Source organism: Marinobacter sp. (assembly GCF_041595835.1).
GTDB lineage: Bacteria > Pseudomonadota > Gammaproteobacteria > Pseudomonadales > Oleiphilaceae > Marinobacter.
The window spans coordinates 29,448-56,177 of sequence record NZ_JBFHJO010000014.1 but is presented as its reverse complement, the minus strand read 5'-3'; the positions used below and the strand labels follow the sequence as shown (position 1 = coordinate 56,177).

Annotated in this window: 22 protein-coding genes and 1 tRNA gene; 17 read left to right on the top strand and 6 right to left on the bottom strand. The window is 52.3% G+C overall.

Annotated features, from left to right (window positions below; all coding sequences use genetic code 11):
* Positions 1-97 precede the first annotated feature (97 nt).
* The 3 genes from mutS to ABYA77_RS07205 all read right to left on the bottom strand — a co-directional run bounded on the left by mutS (position 98) and on the right by ABYA77_RS07205 (position 4,183).
* Entirely contained in the window at positions 98-2,740 is a 2,643-nt protein-coding gene (gene mutS, locus ABYA77_RS07215) for a DNA mismatch repair protein MutS (protein ID WP_372965277.1), read from the bottom strand.
* Between the two features lie 91 nt (positions 2,741-2,831).
* Entirely contained in the window at positions 2,832-3,488 is a 657-nt protein-coding gene (locus ABYA77_RS07210; RefSeq protein ID WP_372965276.1) for a TIGR04282 family arsenosugar biosynthesis glycosyltransferase, read from the bottom strand.
* A complete protein-coding gene (locus ABYA77_RS07205) occupies positions 3,485-4,183 on the bottom strand; it encodes a TIGR04283 family arsenosugar biosynthesis glycosyltransferase (protein WP_372965275.1) in 699 nt (232 codons plus the stop codon). Before ABYA77_RS07205 ends, ABYA77_RS07210 begins: the two co-directional genes overlap by 4 nt.
* A gap of 173 nt (positions 4,184-4,356) precedes the next feature.
* On the opposite strand from ABYA77_RS07205, the gene ABYA77_RS07200 reads away from it, so the two are divergent.
* The 4 genes from ABYA77_RS07200 to ABYA77_RS07185 all read left to right on the top strand — a co-directional run bounded on the left by ABYA77_RS07200 (position 4,357) and on the right by ABYA77_RS07185 (position 7,684).
* Entirely contained in the window at positions 4,357-5,460 is a 1,104-nt protein-coding gene (locus tag ABYA77_RS07200; RefSeq protein ID WP_372965274.1) for an FAD-dependent oxidoreductase, read from the top strand.
* 38 nt (positions 5,461-5,498) lie between these two features.
* Positions 5,499-5,999, top strand: a complete 501-nt coding sequence (pncC, locus tag ABYA77_RS07195; RefSeq protein ID WP_372965289.1) for a nicotinamide-nucleotide amidase — start codon at positions 5,499-5,501, stop codon at positions 5,997-5,999.
* 163 nt (positions 6,000-6,162) lie between these two features.
* On the top strand, positions 6,163-7,200 hold the full coding sequence (recA, locus tag ABYA77_RS07190) for a recombinase RecA (RefSeq protein WP_372965273.1): 1,038 nt from the start codon (positions 6,163-6,165) through the stop codon (positions 7,198-7,200).
* Positions 7,201-7,222: 22 nt separating this feature from the next.
* A complete protein-coding gene (locus tag ABYA77_RS07185; protein WP_372965272.1) occupies positions 7,223-7,684 on the top strand; it encodes a flavodoxin family protein in 462 nt (153 codons plus the stop codon).
* Here ABYA77_RS07185 and ABYA77_RS07180 read toward each other — a convergent pair whose 3' ends face one another.
* Positions 7,685-8,062 (bottom strand): PilZ domain-containing protein, encoded by a 378-nt coding sequence (locus ABYA77_RS07180; protein WP_372965271.1) that lies wholly within the window; start codon positions 8,060-8,062, stop codon positions 7,685-7,687.
* Between the two features lie 240 nt (positions 8,063-8,302).
* Here ABYA77_RS07180 and ABYA77_RS07175 point away from each other — a divergent pair, with 240 nt between their 5' ends.
* Genes ABYA77_RS07175 through ABYA77_RS07165 form a run of 3 tightly spaced genes read left to right on the top strand, consistent with a single transcriptional unit; the run spans position 8,303 to position 12,987 of the window.
* Positions 8,303-10,711 carry a Lon protease family protein gene (locus tag ABYA77_RS07175; RefSeq protein ID WP_372965270.1) on the top strand — a complete coding sequence of 803 codons (2,409 nt, stop codon included), beginning with the start codon at positions 8,303-8,305 and terminating at the stop codon, positions 10,709-10,711.
* Positions 10,712-10,749: 38 nt separating this feature from the next.
* On the top strand, positions 10,750-11,370 hold the full coding sequence (fixJ, locus tag ABYA77_RS07170) for a response regulator FixJ (protein WP_372965269.1): 621 nt from the start codon (positions 10,750-10,752) through the stop codon (positions 11,368-11,370).
* Between the two features lie 51 nt (positions 11,371-11,421).
* On the top strand, positions 11,422-12,987 hold the full coding sequence (locus ABYA77_RS07165; RefSeq protein ID WP_372965268.1) for a response regulator: 1,566 nt from the start codon (positions 11,422-11,424) through the stop codon (positions 12,985-12,987).
* Positions 12,988-13,032: 45 nt separating this feature from the next.
* Here the strand turns inward: ABYA77_RS07165 and ABYA77_RS07160 are convergent, their stop codons facing one another.
* On the bottom strand, positions 13,033-13,905 hold the full coding sequence (locus tag ABYA77_RS07160) for a MaoC family dehydratase (RefSeq protein ID WP_372965267.1): 873 nt from the start codon (positions 13,903-13,905) through the stop codon (positions 13,033-13,035).
* Between the two features lie 244 nt (positions 13,906-14,149).
* On the opposite strand from ABYA77_RS07160, the gene ABYA77_RS07155 reads away from it, so the two are divergent.
* Both ABYA77_RS07155 and ABYA77_RS07150 read left to right on the top strand, forming a co-directional pair.
* A complete protein-coding gene (locus ABYA77_RS07155) occupies positions 14,150-15,181 on the top strand; it encodes an AraC family transcriptional regulator (protein WP_372965266.1) in 1,032 nt (343 codons plus the stop codon).
* Positions 15,182-15,301: 120 nt separating this feature from the next.
* Positions 15,302-15,378, top strand: a tRNA-Asp gene (locus ABYA77_RS07150).
* Between the two features lie 15 nt (positions 15,379-15,393).
* Here ABYA77_RS07150 and ABYA77_RS07145 read toward each other — a convergent pair.
* Positions 15,394-16,437, bottom strand: a complete 1,044-nt coding sequence (locus ABYA77_RS07145; RefSeq protein ID WP_372965265.1) for an AraC family transcriptional regulator — start codon at positions 16,435-16,437, stop codon at positions 15,394-15,396.
* A 141-nt stretch (positions 16,438-16,578) separates the two neighbouring features.
* Here ABYA77_RS07145 and ABYA77_RS07140 point away from each other — a divergent pair, with 141 nt between their 5' ends.
* The 8 genes from ABYA77_RS07140 to pepN all read left to right on the top strand — a co-directional run bounded on the left by ABYA77_RS07140 (position 16,579) and on the right by pepN (position 26,676).
* The gene (locus ABYA77_RS07140) at positions 16,579-18,642 is read left to right on the top strand and encodes an FAD-dependent oxidoreductase (protein ID WP_372965264.1); all 2,064 of its coding nucleotides are present in this window, start codon (positions 16,579-16,581) and stop codon (positions 18,640-18,642) included.
* A 136-nt stretch (positions 18,643-18,778) separates the two neighbouring features.
* Entirely contained in the window at positions 18,779-20,011 is a 1,233-nt protein-coding gene (locus ABYA77_RS07135) for a DNA repair protein (RefSeq protein WP_372965263.1), read from the top strand.
* Between the two features lie 114 nt (positions 20,012-20,125).
* Entirely contained in the window at positions 20,126-21,010 is an 885-nt protein-coding gene (locus ABYA77_RS07130; RefSeq protein ID WP_372965262.1) for an NAD(+) kinase, read from the top strand.
* A 2-nt stretch (positions 21,011-21,012) separates the two neighbouring features.
* A complete protein-coding gene (locus ABYA77_RS07125) occupies positions 21,013-22,026 on the top strand; it encodes a metallophosphoesterase (RefSeq protein ID WP_372965261.1) in 1,014 nt (337 codons plus the stop codon).
* A 17-nt stretch (positions 22,027-22,043) separates the two neighbouring features.
* Positions 22,044-22,727: a rhomboid family intramembrane serine protease gene (locus ABYA77_RS07120; protein WP_372965260.1), complete on the top strand. Its 684-nt coding sequence runs from the start codon at positions 22,044-22,046 to the stop codon at positions 22,725-22,727.
* Between the two features lie 145 nt (positions 22,728-22,872).
* Complete coding sequence (locus ABYA77_RS07115) at positions 22,873-23,169, top strand: YeaC family protein (protein WP_372965259.1); 297 nt, start codon at positions 22,873-22,875, stop codon at positions 23,167-23,169.
* Positions 23,166-24,002 carry a DUF2797 domain-containing protein gene (locus ABYA77_RS07110; RefSeq protein ID WP_372965258.1) on the top strand — a complete coding sequence of 279 codons (837 nt, stop codon included), beginning with the start codon at positions 23,166-23,168 and terminating at the stop codon, positions 24,000-24,002. The genes ABYA77_RS07115 and ABYA77_RS07110 overlap by 4 nt, the downstream gene beginning before the upstream one ends.
* Positions 24,003-24,033: 31 nt before the next feature.
* Positions 24,034-26,676, top strand: coding sequence for an aminopeptidase N (pepN, locus tag ABYA77_RS07105; RefSeq protein ID WP_372965257.1), 2,643 nt, complete (start codon positions 24,034-24,036; stop codon positions 26,674-26,676).
* Positions 26,677-26,730: the final 54 nt, after the last annotated feature.

Genomic DNA, 26,730 nt, shown 5'->3' with positions numbered 1-26,730 from the left:
TAATTTGTGCGCAATATTGTAGGGAGCGACCCTCGCAGCCGCAAGCCTTAGGGGGCTATATACTTATTACTCAAGTCAAGTTTAAGCCAATTAATGGTTAATTCCCGAGCAGGGCCTTGAGCTCATAGAGCTGATTTAAGGCTTCTCTGGGGCTTAAACTATCGACATCCAGTTTACGTAAAGCACCTTCCACTTCACTTGGTTCCATGCTGGCAAACATATCGCTCTGGAACACATCCGGGGTAGCCTTGCTGGTTTTAACGGCCGGCGTGTTAGCCGGGATGCAATCCGTTTTCTGGATCTCGGTTACCGAACGATCATTTCCTTCCAGATAGGCCAGCTGTATTTTTGCCTGACGAATAACATCTTGTGGTACACCGGCCAGTTTGGCGACCTGCAAACCATAACTCTGGCTTGCGGGCCCATCGTGAACATTGTGCAGAAAAACGATACTGTCATCGTGTTCGGTGGCAGTCAGGTGCACGTTGACGGCGTGTTCCAGCTCGTCAGCCAACTGAGTCAGCTCGAAGTAGTGAGTGGCAAACAGCGTGTAGCAGTGAATTTCCTTAGCCAGGTGCTCAGCAGTGGCCCAGGCCAGCGACAGGCCATCGAAGGTGCTGGTACCCCGGCCTACTTCATCCATCAATACGAGGCTATGTTCCGTCGCATTGTGCAGAATATTGGCAGTTTCGGTCATTTCTACCATGAAGGTAGAACGGCCGCCAGCAATGTCATCGGAGGAACCCATGCGGGTGAATATGCGATCCACGGGCCCCAGCACCGCACGGCTTGCTGGCACGAAGCTGCCGGTGTACGCGAGCAGAGCAATCAAGGCCGCCTGGCGCATGTAGGTAGACTTACCGCCCATGTTCGGGCCCGTAATCACCAGCATACGGCGTTTGTTGTCGATCAGAAGGTTGTTTGGTACGAAAGGCTCATCCAGCAGTTGTTCTACCACCGGGTGGCGGCCTTCCTCCACTTCAAAGCCGGGCGCATCGGTAAATTCCGGGGCCGTGAAACGCAGGCTGGTAGCCCGTTCGGCAAAGTTGCTGAGTACATCCAGTTCGGACAGAGCCTGGGCCGCATCCTGCAGCGGTGCCAATTGCCCGGCTACGGTTTCCAGAACGTCGTCGTACAGGCCTTTTTCCCGGGCCAGAGCACGGCTTTTGGCACTCAGTGCTTTGTCTTCAAATTCTTTCAGCTCGGGCGTGATGAAGCGTTCGGCATTTTTCAGGGTCTGGCGGCGAATGTAATCGACAGGTGCCTTATCGGACTGGGCCCGACTGATTTCAATGTAATAGCCATGCACTCGGTTGTAGCCTACTTTCAGTGTGCTGATGCCGGTGCGTTCCCGCTCCCGGGTTTCCACGTCGAGCAGGTACTGGCCGGCGTTCTCGCTGATATTTCTCAGCTCATCCAGTTCGGCATCAAAGCCTTCACGAATAACACCTCCATCGCGAACAACTACCGGAGGGTTTTCGATGATCGCTCGCTCCAGCAGATCTGCCAGTTCCGGGTATTCACTAACGGTTTCGGCTAGCTGGGCGATATGGTCTGATTTGACCTGCTTCAGGGTCTTTTGCAGCTCTGGCAGAGTCTGGAAGGCGTCACGCAGGCGGGCTAAGTCCCGAGGGCGGGCTGAACGCAGGGCTACCCGGGCCAGAATACGTTCAATATCACCTACACGTTTGAGCTGGTCGTGTGCAGGTTCGTAATGGAAACCATCGAGTAGCGCCGTTACTGCTTGTTGGCGTTGGCGTACAACGTTGATATCTCGCAGGGGCCGGTTTAGCCAGCGGCGCAACTCCCGGGCACCCATCGGGGTAGCCGTGCGGTCCATTACCCAAGCTAAAGTGTACTGATGGCCGCCCATCAGGTTGGTATCAATTTCCAGATTCCGGCGGCTGGCAGCGTCCAGTATTACAGCATCTTCCCGCCGTTCACGGGTCAGCTTGCGAATGTGGGGTAAGGCTGTGCGCTGGGTCTCCCGAGCGTATTGCAGCAGGCAGCCAGCAGCGCAGATAGCCATATGCAGGTCTTCACAGCCAAAGCCGGTCAGGTCTTTTACCTGCAGTTGCTGGGTAATAATCCGCCTGGCAGTATCCATTTCAAACAGCCAGGGACCTTGGCGGCGCACACCGGTAAAACCTTCCAGAATTTCTCCGTAAGGAAAGTCTTCGCTGATCAGAATTTCTGCCGGGCGCAAACGCTGAAGCTCGCCTTGCAGGGCTTCCAGGCTTTCAAGTTCTGATACGGCAAAGCGGCCACTGGAAATATCGAGCGAAGCAAAACCAAACTGGTCTTTGTGGCTGAAAATGGCCGCCAACAGATTGTCTCGTCGGTCTTCCAGAAACGCTTCATCGCTTAGGGTGCCGGGCGTAACAATGCGCACTACCTGACGCTCAACTGGCCCTTTGCTGGTTGCTGGGTCGCCAACCTGTTCGCAGATGGCAATGGATTGTCCGGCTCTGACCATGCGGGCAATATAGCCTTCTGCAGCGTGAAAGGGCACGCCTGCCATCGGGATTGGATTGCCGTTAGACTGGCCTCGGGCTGTCAGAGTGATATCCAACAACTCAGCGGCCTTCTTGGCGTCGTCGTAAAATAGCTCGTAGAAGTCCCCCATGCGGTAGAACACCATTTCGTTGGGGTGTTCACCTTTGATTCGGAGGTACTGTTGCATCATCGGTGTGTGCTTGGATAAATCCTGTTTGGCCGGGTGTTTCACTGATGCGGTCATAGGTCCTCGGGTTCTGGGGGCAATCGTATAAAAGGGAGGGACGGATGTTACCACGAGCGGTGGTGGGCTCGAAGGCCCTTGCCTGTAATCCTCAAATGCGGCCAATGCCGCTGGCGGTTTGCTGAACAATAGCCGCAAGTTCGGGGTGGTTGCTGGCTAGTTGCGCCAGATCTCCCGGTTCGTCTACATCGCTCAACAGTTCGCTTTCGTAGCAGGACCAGCCCAAGGTTTTGATTCGCGCCCGTGTGACAGGTGCCACCTGTCCTGTACTCCAGGGAATATCATTGAACAGATCTTCAGAAAACTGCCGTAAGCCAATCAGAGCATAACCACCGTCGGTTACTGGGCACAGGCAGCAATCATGTGTTTGCAGTGATCGTGCCATCACGCTTAATTGTCTCGCTGTCAGGTCTGGGCAATCAGTGCCAATTATCAGAACCGGGCCGCTGCAGTTCAGTCCGTTTTGAGCGGCTGCGGCCATGCGAGCACCCAGGTCGCCCTCTACCTGTGCGGAAATCTTACACTGTCCGGCACGGGGGAGTGCTTGCCAATAGCGGGCGGCTGGGTCGGGTGTTACGCAGAGTTCGACCGGGCCAAGGTTGGCGGTGAGTGCGTGATGTAACGCAAGATGAAGAAGTCTGTCAGCCAGCGTGGCAGCTCCATGCTCGCCCAGAGCCGGTATCAAGCGCGTTTTGGCTCGGCCTGGTTGTGGTTCTTTGGCCATGATCAGGATTCTGACGGGTTTCATCGATAACGCTCCGCAAGTTGTTTTGCCGGTACCCCTCGCCAGTATGCCCAGCGGAGTTGCCACATTAATAGTATGGTGCGCCAGCTGCCGTATGTATCCCACCGCCGGCCCGATGTTATCACTTTGTGTGGTAGACACACGGGGGGGCATATATGTTTCAGGCGTTTGCTGATTTCGATGTCTTCCATCAGTGGTTGTTCGGGAAAACCATTAACTTTATTAAAGAGCTCTCGAGTCATGAACATAGCCTGATCTCCCGTTGCTATACTGCTCAGCCGAGACCGCCAGTTCATCAGCCAGGCGACAACGGGCAGCATCCGTGAGTGCCCTTCAATAATCACATCAAAGCGCCCCCAGACCAGAGGTGCGGAGTTAAGTGTTGAGAGCAGGTATTGATCTGCATTGTCAGGTAGTCGCGTATCAGCATGAAGAAAGAGCAGGTTGGCTGAGTGGCTGGCCCGGGCACCGGCGTTCATTTGGCTGGCCCGCCCTGCTGTTGCTGTAATCACTCTGAATCCGGCGCTGCGTGCTGTGTCTGCGGTTTGATCTGTGCTGCCACCATCCACCAACACCACCTCTGCACCACGTTGCTGCCAGTGGCGAAGGTGTTCCAATAGGTTTGGCAATGCCGACACTTCGTTCAGTACCGGTACAATGATGGCCAGTCTGGCTCCGGCAGAAGGCTGGTCAACCATGATAAGTGCCTGGGAGCAGTAAAATAATCAGTTTGCGTGGCACTTGTGTGAATGCTCCGTAACTTTTAGGGGTTCAGGTGGTCAGAGGCTATAGCTTTGTTATCTAACCAGATGGAGTAGCGCTTGAGAATACCTTTGCTTGTGCAATTCAGTCGATTGTCTTTGGGGGCTCAATGAAACGATTAATTCTGATGGGGGCCGGCCACTCGCACATGCTTGTTTTGAAACAGTATCTGAAGTCACCACTGCGAGATGTTGAAGTCATCGTTGTTACGCCATCGAGGTGGCAATATTACTCAGGCATGATTCCGGGGTGGATTGCGGGGCATTACGCCATTGATCAATGTCGGATAGATGTTGAGCCGATGGTGAAGGCTGTTGGCGCAAGTTTGATTCTGGATAATGTTGTAGATGTGCTATCGGATCAGAAACAAGTTCGGCTCGCTGGTGGGGCGTTGCTTGATTACGATTTTCTCTCGATTGATATCGGAGCAAAAACAAATCTCACCAGTTTGAGTGGCTATACCGGGCCTGTAATCAGTATCAAACCGCTGGGTCATTTCCATCAACAGTGGCTGAAAGTGAAAGCCGCCAGCCATTCGGGCAAACAACATCTTGCGATTATTGGCGGTGGTGCGGCTGGTGCTGAGCTGGCGATGGCGATGGCTTATGCCGGGCCCTTCCAGGCGGATGCTGGCTATAGCATTAGCCTGATTACGGGTACTCATGGGCTCTTGCCGGATTTCGGGGCGCGGCTACGTAAGCTGACCCAGCGAAAGCTGGAAGCGTTGGGCGTGAACGTACTTGAACAACGGGCAATCGGGACAGGTGATTCGCTGAGTTTAACTGACGGCTCATTGATGCGTGCTGACTTGGTGATAGCAGTGACTGGGGCCGAGCCATTTTCCTTTCTCAGTGCAAGCGGGCTGGTAACCGATAACCGGGGGTTCGTACTGGTAAACAAATACCATCAAAGCCTTTCCCACCCAGACGTCTTTGCTGCGGGTGATGTCTGCAGCCGGCAGGATCAGCTGCTGAGTCGTTCTGGAGTGCATGCAGTGCGGGCCGCCCCGGCACTGGCCGCAAACCTCCGGGCGGCCATAGAAGGTGGAGAATTCACTGCCTTTCAGCCCCGAGCCAATACGTTGTACCTTATTGCCTGCGGAGAAAAAACAGCGGCAGGCAGCTATGGCCCTTTCACTTTCTCGGGTAAATGGGTGTGGCGCCTGAAAGACAAAATTGATAGAGGTTTTGTCCGCGGATTTACAGGCCGGTAAGGCAAAATACAGGCAATCCAGTTTCGGGAGGTTTAATGATGGACGCATCGGATCAGGCAATCAGCCAGGCCGGAGAGCACCTTGCAGTACTTTTGGAACGCCAGGGCCGGACCATTGCGACAGCGGAAAGCTGCACTGGCGGCTGGGTCGCGAAGGTATTGACTGACAGGGCCGGCTCTTCCGCTTACCTGATGGCCGGGCTGGTGACTTATAGCAATGAAGCCAAGCAAGCTATTTTAGGTGTGGAAGAGCAAGTGCTTGCCGAGCAGGGTGCTGTCAGTGAGCCGGTGGTTCGGCAGATGGTGTCTGGAGCCGTTAAAGTTGCTGGCGTAGATGTGGCTGTGGCAATTAGCGGTATTGCTGGCCCCGGAGGGGGTAGCGCTGAAAAGCCGGTAGGCACGGTGTGGTTTGCCTGGGGTACCGGCCCGGAAGCGACTGAAACCCGTGTAAAATGCTTCGAAGGTGACCGGGATCAGGTGCGCCGACAATCAGTTTTGTATGTGTTGCAAGGGGTTACGGAGTTTTTGAAGAAGCTGTGACCTTTTTCACCTGAGGGGGGTTGGTCTCTGCGAACGCTTATGTTTTAATACTGTTCAAATATACAGGAAAACGCCGGATGGCCTCCGGCACACCTGTTTCGAACTTTGCTGCTGACTCCCCTGAATGGGGTTCAGCCGTTCCGGTAAACAAGGTAGGGCTATAATGGAAGACAACCGCAAGAAAGCACTCAGCGCAGCACTTGGCCAGATTGAGCGCCAATTCGGCAAAGGTGCCGTGATGAAAATGGGGGATCAGCCCCGTGAAGCCATTCCTGCGGTATCTACCGGCTCTTTGGGGCTGGATGTCGCGCTGGGTATAGGTGGTCTGCCATATGGCCGGATTGTTGAAATTTACGGTCCTGAAAGCTCCGGTAAAACTACTTTGACTCTTCAGGTGATCGCGGAAGCTCAGAAACAGGGTAAAACCTGTGCTTTTATCGATGCTGAACACGCGCTTGATCCTATTTATGCTGAAAAGCTGGGTGTCAATGTAGATGATCTGTTGGTTTCTCAGCCGGATACTGGCGAGCAGGCTCTGGAAATTGCCGATATGTTGGTACGTTCCAATGCTGTTGACGTGATTATTGTTGACTCCGTGGCCGCGTTGACCCCCAAAGCTGAAATTGAAGGTGAGATGGGCGACAGTCATGTAGGTCTTCAGGCCCGGCTGATGTCCCAGGCTCTGCGCAAACTGACCGGTAACGTCAAGCATGCCAATTGTCTGATGGTGTTTATCAACCAGATCCGAATGAAAATAGGGGTTATGTTTGGCTCCCCGGAAACCACCACTGGTGGTAATGCTCTGAAATTCTATTCTTCTGTACGTCTGGATATCCGTCGTATTGGCGCGGTCAAAGATGGTGATGAAGTGACCGGTAACGAAACCCGAGTAAAAGTGGTCAAGAATAAGGTGTCTCCGCCGTTCAGGCAGGCTGAATTCCAGATTCTGTACGGCAAGGGTATTTACCACATGGCCGAAGTGCTGGACATGGGGGTGAAAGAAGGCTTTGTTGATAAAGCTGGAGCCTGGTATGCCTATAATGGCGACAAAATCGGCCAAGGTAAGGCTAATGCCTGTAAGTATCTGGAAGAAAACATGGAAATCGCCAATGAAATTGAAGCAAAGATCCGTGAAAAGTTGATGCCCAAGCCGGTTCCGAAAGAAGCGGTTGAAGCTGAAGTTAACGGAGAATTGCTCTAAGCCTTAATAAGCGGGGGGGGTTGTGAAACGATTGCTTATCGTAGCTCATGCGCCGTCTCCGAATACTCTGAGGTTGCGGGAGGCCGTTGCAAGCGGTGCCCGCCACTCGGATATTGAGACGGTTGAGGTGATTGTTAAAGCACCTCTGGATGCTGGTCCTGAGGATATTCTGGACTGTGATGCCATTATCCTCGGCACCACCGAAAACCTCGGTTACATGTCCGGTGCCCTCAAAGATTTCTTCGATAGAAGCTATTATCCCTGCCTGGAAAAAACTCAAGGTCTCCCTTTCGCCTTCTATATTCGTGCCGGCCACGATGGCACAGGCACTCGTCGTGCCATTGAGAGCATTACGACCGGCCTGCGTTGGAGACGGGTGAACAACCCGCTTATCTGCCGGGGTGACTATAAGGATGAGTTTGAATTGCAGTGCCGTGAACTTGGAATGTACGTGGCTGCCAGTCTCGATGCCGGATTGATCTGATTAACTGACCAATCGGTTATAGAAGCCTTCGATGCGGGAAAGTGCATTGTCCACAGATCGGGAATAATTGTTTTTGTCGAGGCAATAACTGAACTGCATGCTTACCCGAAACCCCGTCTGGAAAGGCGTGCAAGCGATCACTCGTGCACTGACGTTAGACTCGTTGATGTATTTTCCCTGGATTTCAAGAAACAGGCGTACGCCAAGATCGATCGGTCTTGGGCTCAGTACGGCCATGCCGTAGCGGTTAAGGTCCAGGCAGGTAACGGCTACAGGCTGTTTGCCTCGCCCGAAGAAACCCCTCTCCCGTAGTTGAACTGTCAGGCAGGATGCGGGAAAACGATCCTTGATTCTGCGGTCTTTGGAACCTTTGGTCATGTCATTATTCATCGCGATTATTGTGCTTGTTTTGGTGCGGAAACTGTCCGGAACCTCAAAGTGTAGTAATCAGCGGCTGTTCTTAAAAATCGTCAGGTGTTTTTTGTGAACAGGTTCTCAATGGTGGGGCGCTGGGGCCCGATTGGATAAAACCGGAAGTGGTAGGCGACAGTCTCAAACGTAAATACTACAATGGCAGGTTCTTTTACTACTTGAAATCGACCTCGACGGGTACCGAACTTGAAGCCACTGCCGTTGCATCAGCTATATAAAGCCTGTGTTCTGAAAGATTTGCCATTCAAAACCACCCGGCAACTGGAGCCTTTGGCCGAAATCGTTGGCCAGAATCGCGCTCAGGAAGCGGTGCGTTTTGCGTTGGCTATGCCTCAGAGTGGTTACAATGTCTATGCCGTTGGCCGTAACGGGCTGGGCAAGCGCACCATGATGCTTCGCTATCTTGAACATCATGTAGACACTGAGCAGCAAAGCCACGACTGGTGTTATGTCGCCAACTTTGAAGAACCCAGGAATCCAACGCTGCTGAAATTGCCTGCGGGCATGGGCACCCAGTTGAAGCAGGACATGGAAAAGTTGATGTCTCGTCTGGTGAAAATGATTCCACAGACGTTTGAGGGTGATGGTTTTCTTGAGCGCGCAGAGAGCCTTAAAAATGAATACGTCAAAATGCAGGAAGATGCGTTGGAAAAAGTGGCGGCTCAGGCTAGGCGGAAAAAGGTCAGTCTGACTGTCACCACTCCCGGCGGATACAGGCTAGTTGCCATGAATGGCGATCAGCCGCATACGCCGCAAAGCTTCCAGGCGTTGACTCAAGCGCAGCGCGACAAGTTTGAAGATGTCATTAATAAGCTGGAGAAAAAGCTTCGGCAGGTACTTCGGAAACTGGCTGACTGGGAGATGGAGTATGCTGAGAAGCAACAGGCCCTCAACCAGGAAACCCTGGAAGGTATTTCCGGACATCAGATTGATGAGTTGGTCGCCAAGTATGAAATGCAGGCCGATGTAGTCGCCTATCTCAACGCCGTCCGTAAAGATCTGGCGGAGAATCTGGATATTTTCCTGGAAGATAGTGAAGAACAGGCTGCCATTGCTTACGCATCGCTCGACAGGAAAGCACCCCGCCGTTATCTGGTTAACGTGTTAGTGCACCAGAAAAATAATGAAGTGCCTGTGGTCGTGGAAGATAACCCAACTTATCACAGTCTGTTTGGTTATGTGGAAAACGTAACCTTTAAGGGGACTGTCTTCACGGATTTCTCCCTTATTCGCCCTGGCAGCCTGCACAAGGCTAACGGTGGCTATCTTTTGATGGATGCGAATAAGGTTCTTGAACAACCGTTTGTCTGGGATGCCCTGAAGCGGGCGCTCCGGTCTCACGTTATTGAAATCAATTCTCTGGAACGTGAGTTGACGCTTTCAGGTACCATTTCTGTTGAGCCTGAGGCTGTGCCGCTTGATGTCAAAATAGTGCTGTTTGGTGACCGGGAAACCTGGATGCTGCTTCAGGAATATGATCCCGAGTTTGCCGAGTTGTTCAGGGTAACGGCCGATTTTGAAAATGAAATGTATCGCAGCGTTGATAGCCAGATTCAATACGCAAAGTTTATTGCCAGTCTGGTGGTTGAGAAGAAGTTGCTGCATTGCAATGCAAAAGCTGTGGCCCGAATTATCGAACACAGTGCTCGGATGGCTGAGCACCAGGACAGGTTGTCGCTACACGCGGCAGATATCTCCAACCTGCTCAGGGAATCGGATTTCTGGGCCCGGCAAGCCGGAGCCCGGTTGATTACCGACGTTCACGTTGGGCGTGCGCTGGAGAGTGCTCGTTATCGCGACAGCCGGATTCGTGATCATTTCTACGATTCCATCCGGGACGGGACAACCCTGGTGACCACAACGGGAACCTGTGTTGGTCAGGTGAATGCGCTTTCTGTGCTTTCTACGGGGGGATTTGAATTTGGTTTGTCCAATCGCGTAACCGCTACCTGCTACTATGGTGATGGTGAGGTAGTTGATATTGAACGGGATGTGAAGCTCGGTGGCAATATTCACTCGAAAGGTGTGATGATCCTTAGTTCTTGGTTGTCATCCCACTTTGCGGTGAATGATCCGATGCATCTGTCTGCCAGTCTCACCTTTGAACAGAATTACGGTGAGGTGGATGGTGATAGCGCCTCTCTGGCTGAGTTGGTGGCTCTGATTTCATCGTTGTCCGGAGTTGCTGTTCGACAGGATCTGGCCATTACGGGTTCGGTAAATCAGTTCGGAGAGGTGCAGCCTATAGGCGGAGTGAATGAAAAAATTGAGGGTTTCTTCACTACCTGCGAACTTAAGAGTGGCCTGACTGGCACTCAGGGCGTCATCATCCCTCACACGAATGTCCAGAACCTGATGCTCGATAGTGAAGTGGTGCAAGCCGCCCGGGCCGGAAAGTTTTCTGTTTACCCGGTTGCTCGTGTGGAAGAGGCGATTACACTGTTGTTGGGTAAACCTGCGGGTAAGGCTGACAGCAAAGGCAGGTACCCTGAGCAGAGTGTTTTTGGCATTATCCAGCAACGGCTGGAAAAAATGCGAGAGCATGAGCGTCAGGAGCATGCTCGGGATGACCAGAAAGATCCGTCAATTCATTGACCGGCCCTACAACAAAATGGACAAGAGAGTGAGTTTTCATGACTGATATCCAGCAGACTGTATATGTAGTAGAGGACGATGAAGCTGTCCGCGATTCACTGGAGCTGTTGCTTAAATCTGATGGCAAACTGGTGAAAACCTACGAAAATGCAGGGGCTTTCCTGAAAGACTATTCGGACAATATGGCCGGCTGCATTGTGCTGGATATCCGGATGCCTGGAATGGATGGCATGGAGCTTCAGAAGAAGCTCAATGAAAAACATTCCATCTTGCCCATTATTTTTGTAACAGGGCATGGCGATGTCCCCATGGCTGTAGATGCCATGAAAGAAGGGGCCGTAGATTTCATTCAGAAACCTTATCGTGAAGAAGCGCTGCTGGAAAAAATTGAAGCGGCGCTTGAGCAAGATAAGGAGCAGCGGAAAACCCTGGGCGAGAGGATGGAGATTGTCCGTAGGATCAAAAGTCTGACTCCCCGTGAGAGTGAAATTATGGGGCGGATGATTGCAGGTCAGGCCAATAAAGTGATTGCAATCGAGCTTGAGATCAGCCAGCGCACTGTTGAAATTCATCGCTCCCGCGTCATGCACAAGATGGGCACTCATTCCCTTGCGCACCTTGTAAGGATGGTTCTGTCCGTAAAGGACCTTATCGACTGAACCACCTGGTATTGTCATCATGCCAGAATGTTTATAACCGGTTGTGCTGCTATGACTGAAGCTGTCAGTGAGAACTCCGAGGTTACGGTTCTGTTGGTGGATGATAATCCACAGAACCTGAAGGTTCTTTATGAGACCCTGAAAGACAAAGGATACCGGCTTCTTATAGCCAATGACGGAGCAAAAGCCCTGGATCTGGCGCGCCGTCACCGCCCGGAAGTTATCTTGCTGGATATCATGATGCCGGAGATGGATGGCTACGAAGTGTGCGAGCACTTGAAAGCCGATCCGGCTACCTCCGATTGTGCTGTTGTGTTTCTTTCTGCTTTGGATGACCTGTCAGCCAAGGTGAAAGGCTTCTCCCTGGGGGGGGCTGACTACATCTCCAAGCCTTTTCAGTCGCAGGAAGTGATCGTTCGGGTGAATACCCACGCTAAGGTCATCAGGCTGGAACGTGAACTTCAGGCACGTAACCGCGAACTTAAAGGTGATCAGGCCCGGATACTCAACTCGATCAGCGAAGGCATCTACGGTTTAGACGAGAATGGTGTCATCGAATTTGCTAACAAGGCAGCCGCCCTCATTATGGCGTGTCCGGTGGATGAACTGATTGGGAAAAGTTTCTTTGACCTGCACTTTTCCACAGCATCAGAATGCCGGGACAGCCTTCCTGTAATGGCCACCTGTCAGCAAGGGGTCGCAGAGCATCAGCGCAACATTCAAATGCATCGCGTGAATGGAGCCGTTTTCCCTGCGGAATATCGCGCAACTCCCAAGCTTGATAACGGTGAACTACATGGTGCGGTTGTCGTATTCCGTGACATCACTGCAGAGCTTAATAATGAACAGGCTTTAGACGAAGCAAAGGCATTGGTTCAGGAGCACCGTGATCAACTTGCTCACACCTCAAGGCTTACTACGATGGGTGAGATGGCAGCGGGGTTTGCTCATGAGGTCAATCAGCCTCTGACCGCGATTACGAATTATGCTCGGGTTTCCGGCCGGATCATGGCCAAAGACGATCCGGATTTTCCCTTGTTACGGGAAACCATGGATAAGATTGAAGCACAGTCTCACCGGGCCAGTGAAATTATCCGTCGTATTCGCCGGTTTATGAGAAAACCAGCAACGGGTAAGGAAGTGCTGTCAGTGCCCACTTTGCTGGAAGATACCCGAAAGTTTGCAGAAGTTGATATGCGGAATAATGATGGAGGTATTGTGGTCGAAGTAGAGGATCACTTGCCAGACGTGCTTGCTGACCCAATCCAGGTTCAGCAGGTTACCTTGAATTTTATTCGTAATGCACTAGAGGCTACCCGCGCTGCGAACTCATCCTTGCCCGTCGAAGTCAGTGCACGCCGCTGCGGTGAGCATTGCGTCCGGGTACAGGTTCGGGATCACGGTGTTGGCGTGCCGGAGGAGGCAGAAGAAAAACTGTTCCACCCATTCTATACCACCAAAGAAGATGGTATGGGGATTGGTTTAGCCACCTGTCGTTCTTTGATTCAGTCACAGGGTGGTGAGATCGGCTATGAGCGCCCTGAGGATGGTGGTGCTTGTTTCTTCTTTACCCTACCGCTGGCTACTGCAGACGGCGAGCCTTGCTCTGCTGAGTAGGTGTATCACCTGGCGGTCTGTTTGCCAGGTGATCCTGAATCTTTGTTACAGCCAGTCGATACGCCCGCCCAAATGTGGTGCAGTCCCTTTCTCATTCAGCAGTTGATAATCCCACCCCTTGTCATTTTCTTGCCAGTTGAGTTGCGCTGTTCCAGGTAGGAGCAAAGGCTTCTTGAACTGGCAGCTTATCGTGAAGGCTCCGTCTTTCCAGGCATCCCTCTTTTCCAGCAAGGCTAGTACACGGGCCTTACTCCACATACCATGGGCTATTGCCCTTGGGAAACCAAAGGCTCTGGCGCTAAGCGCATGCATGTGAATTGGGTTGCGATCACCCGCAACCTTAGCGTACTGCCTGCCAATGTTTTCCGGTGCGGTGATTAACTCAGTCAATGGCCATTTTTTTAGTTTGGGTGGTGCAGATTTGGGTTCAGTAGACTGCTGCGTGTTGGAGCGGAACAAGTTGGTGCTTACTTCCTCCCAGATCAGTGTGCCAGCTGAGCGTGCCTCAGTGATCAGGTCAAATTCTATGCCTCTGTCCGTGCGTTGCTGATGGCCTAGAACAACTCGGATATCCAGGTTTTCGCCGGTGCTGACTGGGCGGTGTTGCGTGATGGTGTTGCGCAGGTGAACAAGGCCCAGCAGGGGTAAAGGGAAGCTTTCGTCAGTTAACAATTTCAGGTGGAGCGGGAAGGCCAACACATGCGGCCAGGTGGCGGGCAGTCTGGAGCTCTGTTGAAATCCGCAGACCTTCAGGTAGCGGGGCAGGGCTGGTGTGTTGGTCGCCATGCCGACAAGTTCCACCTGGAGCTCTGGTATGCGCGTATTGTCGCCGGGTTTGTGTTGTTTGGGGAGCAGAGCCCTGGCGAAGAGCGGGAGCAAGCCAGGGGGCGTGCTATGGTAAATAATGGGCTCTGGCATGAAAGCAGTCTCCGTTGTGGGCCTGGCGGCCGGAAAGTTGATGTTGAATCTGATGCACCGTGACGGCTTTTTTCAGATTCTGGTACAACTGTGCGCCTGCGGCCTGATATGCTCTAATTCATGGCGGCAGTTGTTATCGGCAGGAAGTTTGTCAAACCCGTTCTATTCGGGCATTGACCAGCCTAACTCCGTCCTCTGTCCGACAGGTCAAGGTAGCAAACAATTAATAAGAAAGCGGGATACTATGCAGGAATTACGTGATGCTGGTGTGATGTTGCGTCTGATTTACGAGGCCATGAAGAAAAAAGGTGTCGATACAGACGCTATTTTTAATCGCCTTGGTGTTGACGAAAGCTATGTCTATTCAGATCAGTTGCGGACACCCCATAACGCACAGCTTTTTTTCTGGCAGGTGGTAGAAGATGTTTCTGGTGATCCGGACATTGGCTTGCATCTTGGTATGTTGTTGCCTGCCTATAAAGGCCAGGTGCTGGAGTACCTTTTCCTGAGTAGCCCTACCTTTGGCGAGGGGCTTCGCCGTGCACAAAACTATCAACGCCTGTTGAGTGATGCTGCCAAGACCGATTTTCTTATCGAGGGTGATGAAGCCTGCATGGTTCTTGACGCCGCGTCAGATGAAGTGCGCCGCCTTAAACATTTCAATGAGTGTTTTGTTCAAGGGCTCATTACCTTTTTTAAATCTATTACCAATGATAGCTTTTCGCCCTCTCGCATCGAATTTGAGCATGTCCGGGAGGAGGGCACCGAGCACGTTCAGGATATTCTAGGCTGTGATGTTGTCTTTGGTGCCGAAGAGAATCGCCTCTATTTCCCTGTGGAGATGCTGTCCCATGCATCTCCACATGCGGAACCTGAGCTATTGGCTCTGCATGAGCGCTTTGCCAGTGAGCAAGTCGCTAAGTTAGAGAAGAAAGACATCGTCGGGCTGGTTGAGCGAATTGTTGCTGAGTTGCTTGATAGCGGCGATGTGACTCTGGATTCGGTAGCCAGTCGTCTGGGCATCAAGCCTCGAACGCTCAGAACCCGGCTGACCGAAGCGGAAACCAGCTTCAATCAGGTGCTGGCAGATTTCCGGTATAGGTTGGCAAGGCAGTTATTGGCCACAACGGACGAGTCTATTGACGAAATTGTCTATCTGACGGGCTTTTCGGAGCCAAGTACGTTCTATCGGGCTTTCAAACGCTGGTCGAATATGACGCCTATTGAGTATCGCAAAACGGCTCAAGGCAAAGAGACTGTCGCTGTTGATGTTTAACGGGTGGCACACTGATAAATATGAAAAAGTTTTGGAAAGTCGTTGACATAAGTGTGGGGGTCTTTATAATTCGCCCTCGTTGTCACCGAGCAATCAGCTGATTGTTCAGGCAGCCCGCGCGGAGCGGTAGTTCAGTTGGTTAGAATACCGGCCTGTCACGCCGGGGGTCGCGGGTTCGAGTCCCGTCCGCTCCGCCATTTTATCTTCCTTGTTTATTTTTCCCTCTTTATATTTTTCCGGCTCTCGCCCGGACTCATTCCGTACCAGCGTTGATACGCCTTGTGAAAAGCCGGCGGATTGGCGAATCCCAATAGCCAGGCAATTTCCGACAAGGATGCATCTGTTTCTCGCAGATAATCCATTGCCAGCTGTTTTCTTGTGTCATCTAATAGTTGCCGAAACCCCGTTCCTTCTGCGCTAAGTTGGCGTTGCAACGTCCAAGGTGTTGTTCCGAGTTTTGTTGCCAGCGTTTCAAGAGACGGTGTCTCACCCCTTAGTAGTGGTGTCATCAGGTATCGAACCCGATCTGCCATACTCCAGCCTTTGCGTATTTGCCTCAGCTCCTCCTCACACACGCCCGTTAGTTTGTCGTGCATAGCTTCTTGCGCCTGTTCCGGACGATGTTGCCACGTGTTTTCTTTAAGCTGGATGGAATTCTCTGAAGCACTGAACTCGACAGGGCACCGGAACCAGCTTTCAAACACCTCATCCAGCCCGATAGATGGGTATTCGATACGCACCCGTTCCAGTACATCGTAACGGCCAGTGATGTGTCTGATGAGCTGTGTCCAGGCGGCCAGTACAGAATCCACCACAAAATAGTTGTACTGGTTGTAGGGCTGAATCGAGTAAAAGCTAGCAATACGCCGTTTTGTGTTGAGGGTGGGTTCTCCTCTGGAGTTCTTGCTGGTCAGAGGTGAGTAGCGAATGAGCGTGGCTAAGGCCTTGCCTGCAGAGTTGGCTGTTTCTGCGGCAAGGCCGGCAAGGCCTGCGTCAATAGGTCGGGTAAGAGCGCCCATGCGCAAGCCAAGAGCCCGGTTGCCTGTTGCGGTGATGGCTGCATGACCTAGGCGCATGAACCGGGGAATGCTGATTCTGGCTTCCGGTGACGCGAGTGCTGAATCGCTTATCCGGAACTGGGTCTTCAATTGGAGAGTGTCGCCGCCTTCAGCCTCAATTGCGCGCATAAGCACAGAGACATAAAGCAGGCTGATATCGCCGAGGGCATTATGGGAGTGAGCGGTCGTTTTTGTCATGCATATATTATGGGTGTTGTACAAAGATAATGAAATGTCATTTTTAGATATTGTTGGCCTGAGGCCGGCTGGGTAATGTAGGCGCTATAACAACGGGAGTGAAGGTTTACCCGGATTGATAAAACGATGAGGAGATCTCCGATGACTGCAACACCTGGTACCAGTAAGTATCCGCACCTGTTAGAACCCCTGGACCTGGGGTTTACGACGCTGCGTAACCGCACTTTGATGGGCTCGATGCACACCGGCCTGGAAGAAGTTAAGCAGGGTTTTGAGCGTCTGGCTGCGTTTTACGCTGAGCGCGCCCGTGGTGGAGTTGGCCTTATTGTTACTGGTGGTATTGGCCCTAACAGCGAAGGCTCGGTATTCCAGCACGCTGCCAAAATGACTACCGAAGAAGAGTCTGACAAACACAAGGTGATTACTCAGGCGGTACATGAGGCAGATGGTAAAATCTGTATGCAGATTCTGCATGCTGGCCGTTACGCATATTCTCCGGAACTGGTGGCTCCTTCCGCTATTCAGGCACCGATTAATCCGTTCAGGCCGAAAGAACTCGATGAAGCGGGTATCCAAAAGCAGATTGATGACTATGTGACCGCCTCGGTTCTGGCTCAGCGCGCCGGTTATGACGGTGTTGAAATTATGGGGTCTGAAGGTTACTTCATTAACCAGTTCATTGTTTCTCATACCAACCACCGCACCGACCAGTGGGGTGGAAGCTATGAAAACCGCATTCGTCTGCCTATTGAAATCGTACGCAGAGTACGTGAGCGGGTGGGGGAGAACTTTATTATTATTTACCGCTTGTCGATGCTTGATCTGATCGAAGACGGCAGCACCTGGGAAGAAGTGGTTCATCTGGCTAAAGAAATCGAAAAGGCTGGCGCCACTATTATCAACACCGGTATCGGCTGGCACGAAGCCCGCGTACCCACTATTGCGACTTCTGTACCCCGTGGTGCTTTCACTAAGGTCACTGCTCGTCTGAAGGGTGAAGTGAGCATTCCTCTGGTTACTACGAACCGTATCAACATGCCGGATGTTGCAGAAAAAGTTCTGGCGGAAGGTGATGCCGACATGGTTTCCATGGCGCGTCCGTTCCTGGCGGATGCGGATCTGGTACTTAAGGCCTCAGAAGACCGGGCCGATGAAATTAATACCTGTATTGGTTGTAACCAGGCGTGTCTGGACCACACTTTTAGTGGCAAGCTGACAACTTGCCTGGTTAACCCGCGCGCCTGTAACGAAACAGAGCTGGCTTACGTCAAGACGGCAACACCCAAGTCTATTGCGGTGGTTGGAGCCGGGCCCGCAGGGCTGGCGTTTGCAACGGTAGCTGCAGAGCGGGGTCACAAAGTAACGGTCTTTGATGATGCCAGCGAAGTGGGTGGCCAGTTCAACGTGGCAAAGCGTATTCCGGGTAAGGAAGAGTTCTATGAAACTCTGCGTTATTTCCGCGTCATGCTCGATAAACATGGCGTAGATGTGCGCCTTAATACCCGTGTGACGGAAGAAGACCTGAAAGCGGGTGGCTTTGATGAAGTAGTCTTGGCGACTGGTGTTAAACCGCGTACGCCGGATATCGAGGGCATTGATCATCCGAAGGTTATTGGTTATCTGGATGCTATCTTGAAACGTAAGCCGGTTGGCCAGAAGGTGGCCGTAATCGGAGCGGGCGGTATTGGCTTCGATGTGTCTGAATTTATGGTTCACGAAGGTGAGTCTCCATCCCTGAACACTGAGCACTTCATGAAAGAGTGGGGGGTAGATCTGACGGTTGAGCATCGTGGAGGTATCAAGGGCGTACAGGCAGACGTGCCGGCACCAGCCCGTGAGGTTTATTTACTGCAGCGCAAGACGTCCAAGGTTGGTAAAAATCTGGGCAAAACCACTGGCTGGATTCATCGCACATCTCTGAAAAACCGGAATGTACAGATGGTGCCAGGTGTGACCTACCGAAAAATTGATGACGAAGGTCTGCACATTACGGTTACTCCGAAAGGTGCGGAGCAAGGTGAAGATAAGCTGCTACCGGTTGATACCATTATTGTGTGTGCCGGTCAGGATCCGCTGCGTGAACTTCAGGCTGGCCTCGAAGCCGCGGGTCTGCCAGTACATCTGATCGGTGGTGCTGATGTGGCTGCTGAGCTGGATGCTAAGCGTGCTATTGATCAGGGAAGCCGGTTGGCTGCAGAAATCTGATCTGATCACAAAACGTTGCAGTATTTCTCTGTGTTTCAGGATTTGTCTGGCTAGACTGTTTGAAACAGTTTGATTTGGAACCTTCGATGACATTAAGTGTCTTTTGAGAAGGGTTCCAGAAGCACGGAGAAGGTTAATGGATAATGCCAGCCCAACCGCCGGTGAGCAGTCGGCGGTATTTTTTATGGACGGCGCACAGGTTGCCCGCCAGATGCGTTTGTCGGAGTTCGGTGCGTTTCTTGATGGTTATGTAGGTCTGTCTGATCTTGCCGAAACCGATGTTCGTGCTGTGCTGGTTAACCTGAACCCTGATCTCACAGTGGCCGCCCTCGTCTTTTTCATTATCTGGTTTGATGAAGAGGGGCGGGCGGATAGTCATTGGAATGTCCCCATCGAAGCCTTGGCAAAGCAAGGTGCCAAAGGCCCCAATTTGGGTGGTGGGCCTATTCGGTTAGTGTGTCGAAGCCAGACCCCTGACTCCTCTCTGACGGAGTTTCTTTGGGATCCGGATATGACTCCAGGCAGTAATCACTTCCAGTCTGTCCGAAAGGCCGTTGCTGCCAATGCTCTGCGATTCCGGAAAGTTGAGCCGGAAGATGAAAATATCCCGGTTTTAACCTCTGCCTCACCTTCTGAAACCGCAAGTGAAGGTAATAAAGAGCGGGTTCGTATGGCTCAGATGATTCGGGAGCACCGCCTTAGAATTAAAACTCTCCAGAGTGTTCAGCAAGATTCGCTGGCAGATCTTCGGCGTGAACATCGTCTCGAAATGCAGACTCTGCGTTCTGAAATGGCAGATCTGGAGCAGAAATACGAGCGTATGCGCCTTACTAATGAGCAGCTGAAACGCAGGCTTTCCGAACGCAATGAGCAGTATCTTGCAATGCAAGAGAGCATGAGGGATGGCGAAGCAAGGCTTGGCTCAGACACCAAGTCGGTTGCCGAGCTGGTGTTGCTCAGAGAGCAGATGGAGCGAAAGCAGCGAGAGCTGGAGCTTCGGGATGAGAAAATCGTGGCTCTTGAGCAGGAAAATCATGAACTCAAGCACCGGGAGCCGCCCGAGGGATCTTTGCTTCAGCATCTGCGTGATCAGGCGGTGTTTCTGGTGGCTTATCATCACGGAGTGGGGCATATAACGTTGCCGTTTGAGGACATCGAAGACTATTTCAGGAATCCGCTGGGTTATGCTGCGGAGCGTTGTAGTATGAATGAGCCAGCATATAAAGAGTGGCTTGAGCATTACGAAAATCCTGTTTGCAATTACAAGGACGAAACGGGCGAAGTGTGCGGTGAACCGATTATGCGGATCACTCAGCCTGCTGAGTTTCAGGCTGGAGTAGATGACCGTTGTGGAGATCACAAGGCATGAATATTTAACTTTTTTCAGTATCTGCTCGAGTTTCGTTAAACTGTCAGTCTGTTCGCCAAGGATCAGGGTTGCCTCTGGCTGCCCCTGCCTCATCAAGACACCACGGGATACTTCATGGACCAATTCAGGAATATCGGAATCATCGGGCGCATGGGCAGCGTTAAGGTGGTTGAGTCACTTCGGCAGCTCAAGCAATATCTGGTTGCCAACAACTATCAGGTGATCATCGAAGAAGAAACTGCCACCATGATACCGGGACATGGTCTTCAGGTGGCCAGCAAGAAATTGCTTGGTGAGATCTGTGATCTCGTCATTGTGGTAGGGGGTGATGGTAGCTTGTTGGGAGCGGCCCGGGAGCTGGCGAAATCAAAAGTCCCTATTTTAGGTGTTAACCGTGGGCGGTTAGGCTTTCTGACGGACATTTCTCCGGTGGATCTTGAAGAACGCCTGGCCGAGGTCCTGGACGGTAAATATATCGAGGAGTCACGGTTCCTGCTAGACGGTTATGTCGAGCGTAATGGCCAGCCTTTAGGGTATGGCTCTGCACTGAACGACGTTGTACTGCATCCGGGTAAATCCACGCGAATGATCGGATTCGACCTGTATATTGATGGCCATTTTGTATACAGCCAGCGCTCCGATGGGCTGATCGTCGCAACGCCAACAGGCTCGACTGCCTACTCATTGTCTGCGGGTGGTCCGATCATGCATCCCAAACTTGACGCGGTTGTTTTGGTCCCCATGTTCCCACACACTCTTAGTAGTCGCCCGATAGTTGTTGATGGCAAGAGTGAGATCAAGCTGGTTGTGGCCGAAACGAATGAAACCTATCCGCAGGTCAGTTTTGATGGCCAGATGAATATTGCCTGTGCACCAGGCGACATTATTCGAATCACCAAAAAGCCATTCAAGATCCGGCTTATTCATCCGACGGATCACAACTTTTATGCCACCTGCCGTGACAAGCTGGGATGGGCAAGCAAGATAGCAGCGAGTTGAATATGGTGAGAGCCCAAGCAGTTGCAAGCCGAGGTTACGATATTATTGGCGATATACACGGTTGCGCGAACACCCTTGAGCAATTGCTGGAGCAAATGGGGTACCGCAAACGGAACGGGGTTTATCAGCATCCGCGCCGCCAAGCTATTTTTATTGGTGACATTATTGACCGTGGCCCCAGAATCCGTGAATCGCTGCACCTGGTCAGGGATATGGTTGAGCGTGGCGCTGCCCGGATTGTTATGGGTAACCATGAATACAATGCGCTTGGATACTGTACCCGAGCCCGCCCTGGCAGTGGCAAGCAATTCCTGAGGGAACATAACCCGCGTCATGACCGGCTGATCAAGGAAACCCTGGAGCAGTTTGAGGCCTACCCTTACGAGTGGAACGAATTTCTTGAGTGGTTTTACTCCATTCCACTGTTTATTGAAGAAGAGAACTTTCGGGCGGTGCATGCATGCTGGGATCAGGGCTTGATTGACCAGTTCCGAGAGAGCCAGGGCGGAGCGTGCATTGACGAAGATTTTCTTCATGCGTCTGCGGCGATTGAATCGTTTGCGGGGCAGGTTATGGATACATTACTCAGGGGGACAGACCTGCGTTTGCCTGAAGGCGTCAAGATTACCGGGCGTGATGGCTATACCCGAGAGTTCTTTCGCACCAAATTTTGGGCTGACAATCCTCAGACCTATGCAGATGTAGTCTTTCAGCCGGATCCGCTGCCGCCAGAGGTGGCGAGGATGACGTTAACTGAGGACGAACGAGCTCAGCTGATTACTTACCCATTGGATGCACCTCCGGTATTCGTCGGGCACTACTGGATGGATAGTGAACCTGCGCCCTTGAAACAGAATGTAGCCTGCATTGATTACAGTGCGGTGAAGTACGGCAGGATGGTGGCGTATCGAATGGATGACGAAAAAGTGCTGTCCAAAGATAAATTTGTCTGGGTAGATGTCAGTCGACCGGATCTTTCGGACTACCCTGTCAGTGAAGACAGCGTGGCGCGATAACCCACAGTGAGGTGAGTTTGGATAACCCGATATCTTCTCCAATTACCCCGGATGGCCGTTGGCAACCCGGGCCCCGGCACGCGCCTTTCGTAATAGCTGTCATTGCTTTGGCGTTAATCATGGTTTGGCTGACGGGAATGGGGAAAAATGCCCTGACCGTGCAGATGATGGCTGTAGATCCCAGGCTATTCCCCTGGGAAGCCTTCGAGACCCTTCAGGGGCGAGTGGAAGCGCTGGCCTCAACCTTGGCCGCCGGGCAAGTCTGGCGCATGATTACACCAGACTTCCTGCACTTTAGTTGGACTCATATCATTTTTAATTCCGTGATGCTCTGGTTTCTCGGAAGTCAGGTTGAATGGATGGACGGGCGCGCCCGTTTGATCGCCCTATTTGTCGCCAGCAGTCTGGTTTCAAATGTGCTTCAGTACCTTGTGTCAGGGCCCTTGTTTGGCGGTTTGTCGGGTGTTGTTTACGGTATTTTGGGATACTGCTGGTTGAGTCAGCAGCGGCGCCCGAGATTTCAGTTTCCGCCGGCTTTGGTTACCTTTGCATTGGTGTGGATGGTCGTGGGCTTTACACCTATTCCTGAGTGGATAGGGCTGGGGAGCATTGCGAACGAGGCGCACCTTGGAGGTTTCCTTGCAGGGCTGGTTGTAGCGTTGGTGATGCCGCCTAATAAAAAAAGCCCCACCGAAAGGTGAGGCTGAAAAGAGCGTATAGCTCCTGATGAGAGAGACCAAATGATACGACCGGTGTCACTTGGTGATAGAATAGTAATCGTTATCATTTGCATTTGTCAAACGGATTTGCCGAATTTCCAATGAACATATTTTCATGAGGTGGGTTATGACCTATGACGAGCTGATTGAGCGGCTGGATCCGGCTGTTTACCGCAATCTCAGGCAAGCCATTGAATTGGGTAAGTGGCCAGACGGTCGGGCCATTTCCCAAGAGCAGCGGGCAATCTGCCTGGAAGCCGTTATTTTTTACGAAAACAAGCACAATATCCCGGAACAGGAACGGGTTGGGTATTTGGATCGTGGCGAAAAGGCCGGGACGGCCTGTGATCCGTCGGTGCAATTCCGGAAAGACCGCGAGAATAAAGAGGCAGATCCCGACCAGTTTGTTGAGGTCAAGGTTTGAGTGAGTTGATCGATGTAACCGGGCGCCTGCGTAAAATGCCGGCAGAAGCTGGTGACCCGGTCATATACGCCCTGGCGGTTGGTGACGCCCGAATTCCATTGAATGACTTGGTCGGCAAAAAGATCCGTCTGGATTTTGATGGTGTGATCCGCTGCATTAATTGTGACCGCACTACTAAAAAGAGCTTCAATCAGGGCTTTTGTTATCCGTGCTTCCGTAAACTGGCCGCTTGCGATGGCTGCATAATGAGTCCGGAGAAGTGCCACTTTCATCTGGGCACATGTCGGGAGCCAGAGTGGGGCGAAGCCAATTGCATGGTGGAGCATGTTGTTTATCTGGCAAACTCCAGTGGTTTGAAAGTCGGTATTACGCGGGGCACCCAGGTGCCCACTCGCTGGATTGATCAGGGGGCGGTGGACGCCATTCCTATGCTTCGCGTGTCTACCCGCTATTTGGCGGGACTGGCGGAGGTCGTTTGCAAGAGTCATGTAGCAGACCGCACTAATTGGCGGGCTATGCTCAAAGGCGATGTGCCAGAGTTGAATCTGGTCGAAGAACGTGAGCGGATACTGGCGCTGATCGAGGCGGATCTCTCCGAGTTGAAGCGGCAGCACGGTGAAGACAGTCTGCGCATTGTCGTTGAGCCCTCACTTGAGTTGGGTTATCCGGTGCAGGTCTGGCCGTCAAAAGTGAAAACTCATAATCTGGATAAAGTTCCGGAAGTGGAAGGGCTGCTCGAAGGTATTAAGGGCCAGTACTTGATGCTCGATACCGGTGTTATCAATATCCGAAAGTATACCGGCTACGAGATCCGGTTCCGGGTTCTTGACTGAGCCCGCCATGTCATTTGTTTGGAGAGTATGAATGCGAACCAGCCAGCCACAAACCATATACCTGAACGAATACAAGGTTCCCGCATATCTGGTTGATCACGTGGATTTACGCTTCGAATTGTTTGAAAACGGAGCCCGGGTGCATAGCACTATGACCGTGCGTCGAAATCCTGAGTGCGTGCAGAGTAAGGCTCCGTTAGAGCTTGATGGCGACAGCTTAAAGCTTGAATCGGTCTCTCTGGACGGCTTGCCTCTGGACGCTGAGGCCTACGATGATCAGGGCGACAAATTGGTTGTTCCCAATGTGCCTGCGCAGTTTGAATTGAATGTTGTTACCTGGATAGAGCCTCAGAACAATACGCGTCTGGAAGGTTTGTACAAGTCCTCCGGGATGTTCTGTACTCAATGCGAGGCAGAGGGCTTTCGCAGTATCACCTATTATCCGGATCGCCCGGATGTGATGGCAATGTTCCGTACTCGAATTGAGGCTGATAAAGCTGCCTACCCCATCCTTCTCTCTAACGGTAACCCGGTTGAGCAGGGTGAGCTCGCGGGTGATCGTCACTTTGTTACCTGGGAAGACCCGTTCCCCAAACCTGCTTATCTGTTTGCTTTGGTTGCAGGTGATCTGGTGGAAAAAAAGGATACCTTCACCACTTGCTCGGGGCGCGCCATTGATCTGCGCATGTACGTAGAGCCCCGCAACGCCGAGAAGTGTGATTTTGCGATGGATTCGCTCAAACGCGCCATGCGTTGGGATGAAGAGGTATACGGCCGGGAATACGATCTGGATATATTCATGATTGTGGCTGTGGACGACTTCAATATGGGGGCCATGGAAAATAAGGGGCTGAATATTTTTAATTCGTCCTGCGTTCTGGCGAGTCAGAACACTGCGACCGATGCTTCGTTTCAGCGCATCGAAGCCATTGTTGCGCATGAATACTTTCACAACTGGTCCGGCAACCGGGTTACCTGTCGGGACTGGTTTCAGCTGAGTCTGAAAGAAGGCTTTACGGTGTTCCGCGATGCGCAGTTCTCTGCGGACATGGGTTCTCCGACAGTTAAACGCATTGAGGATGTCACGCTGCTGCGTACGGCTCAGTTTGCTGAGGACGCCGGGCCAATGGCTCATCCGGTGCGGCCGGCCTCCTACATGGAAATCTCCAACTTTTACACCCTGACCATCTATGAGAAAGGTGCTGAAGTGGTACGGATGATTAACCATCTGCTGGGAGATGATCTGTTCCGCAAAGGCAGTGATTTGTATTTTGAGCGTCACGATGGTCAGGCCGTGACCACCGATGACTTTGTGCGGGCTATGGAGGACGCCTCTGGTCGTGATCTGAGCCAGTTCCGTCTCTGGTATGAGCAGGCAGGAACACCTGTAGTTACGGTAGCTGATCACTATGACGAAGATCGTGGCGTGTATCGCCTGGATATCTGTCAGAGTGTTCCGGATACTCCGGGTCAGACTGGCAAAAAACCGCAGCATATTCCATTTGCGCTGGGATTGCTCAGCCGTGCAGGGGAGCCGTTACCTCTTAACTTGAGCGCTGCTGAGCAGGATGGGCCGCAAGAGCGAGTGCTGGAGTTGACTGAATCTGAGCAAAGTTTTGAGTTCCACGGTTTGTCTGAGCGGCCAGTACCCTCCCTGCTCCGGAATTTCTCAGCACCGGTTCGTGTGCAGTATCCATGGAGTCGTGACCAGTTATTGTTCCTGATGAGTCATGATCCTGATGGCTTCAATCGCTGGGATGCTGGTCAGCGGTTGGCGGTGGATGTCATTCAGTCATTGATCGGAGCACCTGAAGGGGCCGAAGTAGAGCCTCGCCTGGTAGGTGCCTATCGCAACCTTCTGAGCGATGTCTCTCTGGATCAGGCTCTGGTGGCGAAGATGCTGCTGTTGCCATCTGAAGCATATCTTGTAGAACTGTCTGAGCAGGCTGATGTGCCGGCCATTTACGCAGCGCGTCAGAAAGTACTCACTCATCTCGCAGAATCCCTTCGGGATGATCTGGTGGGTTGTTATCAGCGCAGTCGTGCGGAAGGTGAGTATCAGCTGACGCCTCAAGCCATCGCGCTGCGCAGTCTGCGCAACACAGCCCTGGCTTGGTTACTGCACATTAAGGATGAGCAAGGGCTCGCCTTTGCTCTTGAACAGTACCGTAGCGCCGACAACATGACTGATCGGTTGGGGGCTTTGAGGGCGCTGGTAAACTCTGATTTCGCAGATGAGCGCGAACAGGCGTTAAGAGCATTCTATGAACAGTACTCTGATGACCCTCAAGTAGTGGAGTTGTGGTTTTCGGTGCAGGCGTCCAGCTATCAGGCGGGCCAATTGCCACAAATTCAGACGTTACTGGATCATCCGGCATTCGACTGGAAGAACCCAAATAAAGTGCGCTCAGTTGTTGGAGCGTTTGCAGGGCAAAATCTGGCGGCCTTTCACAAGGCGGATGGCAGTGGCTATCAGTTCCTGGCCGACCAGGTATGCCGCTTGGACGACAGCAACCCGCAGATTGCCGCTCGTCTGATATCACCGTTGACCCGCTGGAAGAAGTTTGCACCCCATTATGGTCAGCAGATGAAGGCGGCGCTTGAGTGTGTTCGGGGCAAGAGTGAACTTTCTCCGGATGTGTACGAGGTTGTGCTCAAGAGTCTGTCTGATTAATCGATAGTGCAGGAACCGCCAGCGATCGTGTTTGAAACGCAGGGTCATTGGCGG